Raw genomic sequence first — 7,441 nt, forward strand, 5'->3', positions numbered from 1 at the left:
ACCACCAGTTATAACCAGCAATCCATTGAGCACACGTGGGTTTCATCGATGCAGCCAGCCAACAACCCACGATTCAGTGAGCACGCGTGAAAGTGATGGATGGAGTGAGCGCCAAGCGAGCGACACGCACGACCTCGAGGACGACCCCGGCCGAGATCGAGGTTGTGGAGCAGGAGGCGCCACTCCCGGTGCTCAGGAACTTCAACCTCGACCGTGTCTGGCACCGAGATCGAACGAACTGAACGCTTACTGTTCGGAAGGGCCCCTTCGCGGAGCCCATTCACAGGACTCAACAGTGGTGCTGCACCTGCTGAACGGGAAGCTCACGGCGGCGCCTCCACACACCATGACACCACCCCACCGCATCCACTGTCCACGGAGTTGTCCACAGGCATATCCACACCTGGGGATGAACGACAGATGTGTCATTCCGGCGTCCGGCGCATGACGGCGGGGAAAACTCCCGATGTCCACCGTTGTGAACTCACCGTGCACAGCCAGTGAACACCGAATGGCTCGGTATCCGCGCCCGCAACGACTGCTCCGACCTCATGGCATCCCGAACTCGCGACGGCCCGCGCCCGGAGCGCCGCGCACGTGAGACGACCACTCAGGCTCAGGACACCAACAGTGCGTAGGCTCCCCAGATTGCGGCAATGAGTACAGCGAGCATTCCGAGCGCCACGGCCCGGGCCCACCATTCCTGCACTTTCGCCGTCATTCCCCGGCGCGGCTTCGCCAGCGCGACGAACGCCCAAGTGACAAGGACTCCCACGATCATCCCGCCGACGTGGGCCTGCCACGAGACACCCGACGTGATGAATCCGTAGACCAGGTTGATGCCGAGCAGGACGAGGACTGCCGTCGTGTCCGACCCGCTCATCCGCTGGAGGACGAAGATCGCCGCAAAGAGCCCGAAGACGGCGCCCGAGGCGCCCACGGTGGCCGTGAAGAACGAGGCGGGCTGGACGAAGCACCACAGGAGGACCGCCAACGACCCGCCGATCGCGCTGAGGATGTAGAGGACGGCGAAACGCCAGTGTCCCAGCGCGGGCTCGACGGCCCGTCCGACCCAGTACAGGGCCAGCATGTTGAACGCGATGTGGAAGACCGAGGCATGGAGGAACGCCGTGGTCAGGAAACGCCACGGCTCGGAATAGCCGAGCACCGGCGCGAAAGTCAGCGCGCGTTCGGCGGCGGGAGAAATCCAGCCCATCACGTAGAGGATGGCGCAGATTGCGATGATTCCGATAGTGACGACCGGCGATGAGGGCGAGACACGCCGACGCAGCTCCTGGGCGCAATCGACACAAATCGAGCGCACCTCGGTCGGGATGGCGCAGTCGATGCACATCGGCCGACCGCATCGCTTGCAATAGTCGACGGCGCGCACCCCGGGGTGCCGTGGGCAATCGGGCGCTGCACTCGCATCGGAACGCTGACCGTACTGCGGCAACCCACTCATCGGTGCCCTTCCATCCCCTGGAACAGGCCGGGCCGGAGCGGAGTACGCCCCGGCCCCGACCTCGTCCGTGCCTGTCTGAACGGAGTCTCAGTCGACGATGTCGACGGAGGTGATGACAACATCCTCGACCGGCTTGTCATTGCGGCCGGTGGGAACAGCGGCGATCGCGTCAACGACGGCCTTGGACGCCTGATCGGTGATCTCTCCGAAGATCGTGTGTTTGCCCTGCAGCCACGGAGTGGGGGCGACCGTGATGAAGAACTGCGAGCCGTTCGTCCCGTGCCCCATGCGTTTGCCGGCGTTGGCCATGGCAAGGATGTAGGGCTTGGTGAATGAAAGCTCCGGGTGGATTTCATCGTTGAACTCGTATCCGGGACCGCCTGTACCCGTGCCGATCGGGTCACCACCCTGGATCATGAAACCCGGGATGACACGGTGGAAGATCACGCCGTCGTAAAGCGGCTTCGTGGTCTTCTGGCCAGTGGTGGGGTCGGTCCACTCGCGGTCACCGCGGGCCAGACCCGTGAAGTTCGTGACTGTGTTGGGAGCGTGGTTCGGGAAAAGCTCGACCGTGATGTCGCCGAGCGTGGTGTGAAGGATCGCATGCATGGGTCAATCCTCCCAGATCCTGGTGCTCCGAGCACACTCTGCGAGTGCTCACATGGGAGTGATGGGCTGCAGGTCACATCGCATCGGTGCACAATAGGGTGACGATTGGCGCCCGCGGGCGTCAAGAAGACCTGGACACGGAGGCGTCATGGCCAAGACCCCGAACATCGATCCTGAGCAGATGCGCGCGGACGCGCTCAAAATCAAAGACGCCCTCACTGAGCAGGCCAGTCGTGCAGCACTCAAGGCTGCCGACTTGACCGGTCAGGGCATCGACTGGGCAGCACCGAAAGCCCAGCAAGCCTTCGAGAAAACGATTGAGAGGGCCACACCGGCGATCTCCTCGGCTGCGGAGAGGGCTCAAGCGGCCGCTGACGCAGCCAAGCCCTTCATCGACGATGTCCAGGGGAAGGTCGTCGACGACTACCTTCCCCGTATCAACAAGGCCGTCTCCGATGCGACGACCGCGGCGACCACCGATGCCGATCTGGCCGAGCGTGCTCGCTTGGTCCGCGAGGCCTCCACGCACGCGCTGACGACCCCGACCGCCATCACTCATCCCGTCGTCAAGCACCATCGCGTCGCCAAGGCACTGGGCTGGACCGCGCTGGGTGCGTCCGCCGCCGGAGTCGGCTACCTGCTGTGGAAGCGCAGCCAGCCGATCGAGGATCCGTGGGCCGAGGAGTACTGGGCCGATCTCGACACCGATGCTCCGGTGCCCGATGTCGCGCCCGAGCCCGTCGATGACATCCCCACCCCCGTCAACGGGACCGAACAGATCGTCACCGACGAGGTCGCGGAGGCCGGAGCCGAGGACGAGGCGGAGTCGCCTGTCTCCGAGGAGACCCCCGAGTCCAAATGACTCACTGCATCTGCCTGCCGGGGCTGTTCCTCAGCCCGTCAACCCCAAGAGCGCCCTCAACACCGTGACCACGCCGTCCTCGGTGTTCGCGGGAGCGATGTGATTCGCCGCGGCGATGAGGTCGGGGTGAGCATTGGCCATCGCGAAGGACAACCCTGACGCTTGGATCATTCCGAGGTCGTTGAGGAAATCACCGAAGACCACGGTCTGATCTGCGCCGATGCCGAGGAGGTCTTGCAGGTCCCGCACCGCGGTCCCCTTGTCGACGCCCTGAGTCATCAGATCGGACCAGTGCTCGCCGGAGATCACGACCTGGTGACTGTGGCGGGACCGACCGAAGACAGCCGGTACAGAAGCCTCGACGTTCCCGAAATCGTAGAGGGCGACCTTGACGACACCTTCCGCCAGGACCTCCTCGCCCACAGCATCGGGCACCGGAACGATCCGCCGGTAGTAGGGGCGCGCCTGCTCGAGGAAGCGTTCATCGGTGCGCTCGACATAGGCCGCCGTCTTCGCGCACACGACGACGCCGACATCAGCGCCGGACCGTGCATGCTCCCGCTCGGCCCTGACGACGGAGACGACCGTCTCCGGATCAATCGGCGCGGAGGAGACCTCGACCTCGTCGCGCATGACGAGCGCGCCGTTCTCCGCGATGATCGTCATGCCGTCGGCCTCGCGGGCGAACATCGAGGCGAGGGTGGCGTACTGGCGGCCCGAGGCCGGGGCGAAGACAATCCCACGGGCCCGCATCTCGGCGAGCAACGGCCACAATCCTCGGGGAATCTGGCTGTCCCCATCCAAGAGGGTTCCGTCCATGTCGGCGACGACCAACCGGACGTCAGCGCCGATGGGCCAATCGGCCAGGTCAGGGGCGGGGCGGTGGGCGGGGATCGCTCCGGAGGAATCCATGCCTCGATTCTCTCCCATCCCGAGAAGCATCCACCGACGAGTACCGAAGGACGTCGCCAATTGTCAGGCGTCATCTCTTCTGAGAGTCTCAGATGTGTTGACCAGTGACTGTGACAGCGGAGCTGGCAGCAGGCTCGCACCCTGGGTCCTCTCACACACCTCATCACTGCGACGAAGAACTACCAGCGACCCCTCCGACCTGAAAGCGTCGCACCCACTCCTGAACTCGCCGACGTGCCTCACGGCCCACAGTCGGCGTGTCTCGGCAAATTCTGGGAACAGCGCAGTTCTCTGCCCCACCCTTTCAATTGGTCAGCGCATGCTGCGCTTCTTCTCGCCTCGGCATGATGCATCGACTCGGCCGCGCGATGGCCGATCCGCCCCACTCGACGCGACCCTGGCTGTCGACGAGGACGTCTCCTGCATCGACAACGGCTGTTCCACCGAGGTCGAGGCCAACCCCAAGACCCCCGCCGCAGCAACTCCCGCCGAGGAGCCGACCAACCGATGACCGCCCCTGGTGACGAGACCCGGAGTTCGCGCCCTCGTTCATCTCCGGGATCGGACTCCTGGCAGGCTTGATCGCCCAATGGACCGGAGCCCCTGCCCTCGTCGCCCAGATCGCCTTCTGGGGCACGCTGCTTGCAGGCGCCTGGACTTTCGTTCCCGAAACCCTGTGCGGCCTCGTCCACGGCAGGATCGGCGTCGGCCTGCTGATGACGATCGCCACAATCGGCGCCGTCATCCTCAACGGAGTCCGCGCCACCCAGCGGCCAACAACGGCTCCGGGGGTGACACTACCTCTACGATGCATCCTTCAGCCGGACCGTGGTGCTGTGCTTCCAATACGTGCGATCGAGCCACTGAATCGACCTCTTTGCCATGCGGCGCACATCGACGAGCCCTCGGAGAGAAGCTCGATGCATGACCGCCGAGCTCCCCTCCTGACGTCAGTGAGGACCTGTTACCTCTGTGGCATCATGTGTCTCCTTTGGTCTCGTGGCAATCGACCAAGAGCTGGCCCGCACCGGTCGATAGCGGGTGCCCCCAAACCGCGCCGGTCGCACGGCGCCGCCCGATAGCGCACGGTCACGACTGTGATCCCCAACTCGCGCGCCAACGCGTCGCGCTGGAGGTTGCCCTTATCACCCGCCGCGTCCATCCAGAACAGGGTCGGAGCCCCGGCGGGCAACGCCAACGGGATCAGTCGGAACGTCAGCGAACTGATTGGGGAACCCGGGAACTCGCCCTCGCGAGTTCCCGGTGAAGTCCCGATGCCCTCTCATCTCAGCCCTGGACTGCGGTCGAACACTCTCGGGTTATCGCGGCAAACCGGGGGTCGCCCTCTTGGCCGATGTCGGGGATCCGGATTACCGCGATCGCACCGAGCACCCCCAGAACCGCGAGACCGCCGAAGAAAGCTGGGAACCCGCCGATCGCGAGCAGGGCCGGAGCGATGAAGGGCACGACCGAAGTGGGCAGAGTCTGCGCGATGTTGAGCACTGCGAAGTCCTTGCCCGACTCCTCGGGGTCCGGCAGCATCCGGATACACAGGGCGAAGTCGGTTGCCATGAACCCGCCGAATCCGAGCGACATGATCGCCACCCCGACGAACATAACCGGGATGCTCGGCGTGAACGCCATCACCACGAGGCCGACGGCCAGCACTATGCCGCCACCGACGACGAACGGCTTCTGCCGGTGGATCTTGTCGGACAACCAACCGGTCAGCCACGCCATCACGCCCAGGCAGACGATCCCGATCAGCGTGGTGACGAGGATCATCGGTGACACCTCCTCGGTCGGCACGTGGAAGCGCTGCAGCAGGACGAATGAGAAGTAGGTGTTCGCCGCCCAGGCCGCCGAGAGCAGGAAGCGAACCGCCCACGCCCACGCGAATGCTGGATGCTGACGCGGGCTCACCCAGTACGACCGGAGGATCAGACCGAGCCCGAGGCGCGGCGCGTCGTTGGGCATCCGGTGCTGCGGATCGCGCGCGACCACCACCGCGATCACGACGCCGGCGGCACTGAGCACGGAGAGCAGGACCCATTGCAGAACCGGGTTGGAGGCCACGATGCTCACGAGCGCGAATCCCACGACCGGGCCGCCGAGCGAGACCACGGCGATGACGCCGGAGACGGCTCCCCGGCGCTTGGGAGCGATCTGGTCGGCGGCGAGCGCGTTGTTCGCTGCCTGCTGGAACGACACGAGCACGAGGATCAGCGCCCAGGCCAGTGCCACCTGCCAGACCTGCGTGGTGAACACCATCGCCAGCAGCAGGATCGCCGCGCCGATGCCGCCGGTGAGGATCCAGGTGCGACGACGACCGAAACGGGTCGTCGTCCGGTCGCTGATCCGGCCCCCGAGCGGGTTGGCGATCAGCGCGGCCAGGCCGCCGATCCCGGTCACGATGCTGAACGCTGCCGTGGCCGCCGGTCCGGCGATCCGCGTCAGATGGGTAGCCAGCAGCAGGTTCACCGGAACCGACGTGCTGATGTACCCGGCAGCCATACTCAGCACCAGGGCACCGGTGACGCGACGCTGCGAGCCGGCGACGACCGTGGGAAGCTCATCATCGGGCGAGAACCCGGCCGAGGGGATGAGCGCGTCGGCGATCTCCGGGAGGCTCATCGCTTGCCCTCCCAAGCCTCGCGCTCGACGCCTGCGGCGTCACTGAGCGGTGCCGTTGCCGTGTCGTAGATCGTGGTGGTCCTCTCGACGGCGTCGTACTGCTGCCAACCCGGGTTGCCGGTCGTGGCGAAGCGGACGAAATCGCGGTGCATGCGCTCGGCCAGTTGCTTCGGTGGATGGCTGCCGAAGTAGTTGACGGCCGGCTGCCCCTGCGCCATCAGCAGCTCCAGGTCGTCGCGTACGAAGGGCAGGTCGATCGCGTGGAACGACCCAGAAGCCGGGGGGATGTTCTCACGCTGCCAGCGAAACTCATACAGCCACGACGGCTCGGGCCGGGCTTCGATGAGGCGGATCGTGGGCATGCGGAACGCCCAGTCGGTCCAGGCGGCCTCCACCAACGCCGCGTTGTCAGCGATGTGCCGCGGGCCGCTGCTGTAGGCGTCCAGCAGAGGCTTGTTCAGCTCCAGTGCCCGCCGCAGGCCGCGGCGCACGAGCGGCGCGAGCGACCCGGCGGCCGCTGCGATGCCGTCCAGCAGCGGCGCCGTCTCGTTGCGGCAGGTGCCCGCGAGCAGGGGGACGCTCGGGTAGGTGCCCGCGGTGGCGAACGGACTCTTCGGCAGGAACTTGGTTCCTTCGACCCCGCGGAAGGGGCTGAGCAGCAGCGCCTTGCGGTCGGCGCGGGCGATGCCTAGTGCGAACGTGCTGCTCGCCTTGGCTGAGGCCTCGGCGGTGCGCTCCAAGCTGACGCCCGACATCCCCTCCACGGTGGGCGCGACACCAAGCTCCTTCGCCACCTGCTTCGTGATGCGGAAGGCCTCGTCAGCATCGACAGAGGCCATCGAGCATCCGCTCTGGGCGATGGCCTGCGCAAACAGGCCGCGCGAAGAAGGGAGCGCCAGGTGGAACATCACGCTGACGCCCCCGCCGGACTGCCCGAAGATCGTCACTCGGTCGGGATC

Annotated in this window: 7 protein-coding genes; 2 read left to right on the forward strand and 5 right to left on the reverse strand. The window is 65.9% G+C overall.

All coding sequences use genetic code 11. The features are described 5' to 3' along the window. Positions 1-616: 616 nt before the first annotated feature. Together VGC18_RS12965 and VGC18_RS12970 are read right to left on the reverse strand one after the other, a co-directional pair. Positions 617-1,393: a rhomboid family intramembrane serine protease gene (locus tag VGC18_RS12965; RefSeq protein WP_331098036.1), complete on the reverse strand. Its 777-nt coding sequence runs from the start codon at positions 1,391-1,393 to the stop codon at positions 617-619. Positions 1,394-1,552: 159 nt separating this feature from the next. Next, positions 1,553-2,074: a peptidylprolyl isomerase gene (locus tag VGC18_RS12970; protein WP_331098038.1), complete on the reverse strand. Its 522-nt coding sequence runs from the start codon at positions 2,072-2,074 to the stop codon at positions 1,553-1,555. Positions 2,075-2,222: 148 nt separating this feature from the next. Between VGC18_RS12970 and VGC18_RS12975 the strand changes: the two genes are divergently transcribed. After that, positions 2,223-2,936, forward strand: coding sequence for a hypothetical protein (locus VGC18_RS12975; protein WP_331098040.1), 714 nt, complete (start codon positions 2,223-2,225; stop codon positions 2,934-2,936). A 30-nt stretch (positions 2,937-2,966) separates the two neighbouring features. Here VGC18_RS12975 and VGC18_RS12980 read toward each other — a convergent pair whose 3' ends face one another. Beyond that, positions 2,967-3,770: a Cof-type HAD-IIB family hydrolase gene (locus VGC18_RS12980; protein WP_331098042.1), complete on the reverse strand. Its 804-nt coding sequence runs from the start codon at positions 3,768-3,770 to the stop codon at positions 2,967-2,969. Positions 3,771-4,167: 397 nt separating this feature from the next. On the opposite strand from VGC18_RS12980, the gene VGC18_RS12985 reads away from it, so the two are divergent. Further along, entirely contained in the window at positions 4,168-4,359 is a 192-nt protein-coding gene (locus VGC18_RS12985) for a hypothetical protein (RefSeq protein ID WP_331098044.1), read from the forward strand. Between the two features lie 776 nt (positions 4,360-5,135). On the opposite strand, the gene VGC18_RS12990 is transcribed toward VGC18_RS12985, so the two are convergent. Further along, a complete protein-coding gene (locus tag VGC18_RS12990) occupies positions 5,136-6,482 on the reverse strand; it encodes an MFS transporter (RefSeq protein ID WP_331098046.1) in 1,347 nt (448 codons plus the stop codon). Beyond that, positions 6,479-7,441, reverse strand: a 963-nt coding sequence (locus VGC18_RS12995) for a carboxylesterase family protein (RefSeq protein ID WP_331098048.1), incomplete at its 5' end; no start/stop codon positions are given. The genes VGC18_RS12990 and VGC18_RS12995, both read right to left, overlap by 4 nt.

The organism is Lacisediminihabitans sp., assembly GCF_036404185.1.
GTDB lineage: Bacteria > Actinomycetota > Actinomycetes > Actinomycetales > Microbacteriaceae > Lacisediminihabitans.

Bases quoted from the DNA above. Each gene is read 5' to 3' on its own strand.
- VGC18_RS12970 (WP_331098038.1), bottom strand. From the start codon at position 2,074: ATGCATGCGATCCTTCACACCACGCTCGGCGACATCACGGTCGAGCTT.
- VGC18_RS12975 (WP_331098040.1), top strand. From the start codon at position 2,223: ATGGCCAAGACCCCGAACATCGATCCTGAGCAGATGCGCGCGGACGCG.
- VGC18_RS12985 (WP_331098044.1), top strand. From the start codon at position 4,168: ATGCTGCGCTTCTTCTCGCCTCGGCATGATGCATCGACTCGGCCGCGC.
- VGC18_RS12990 (WP_331098046.1), bottom strand. From the start codon at position 6,482: ATGAGCCTCCCGGAGATCGCCGACGCGCTCATCCCCTCGGCCGGGTTC.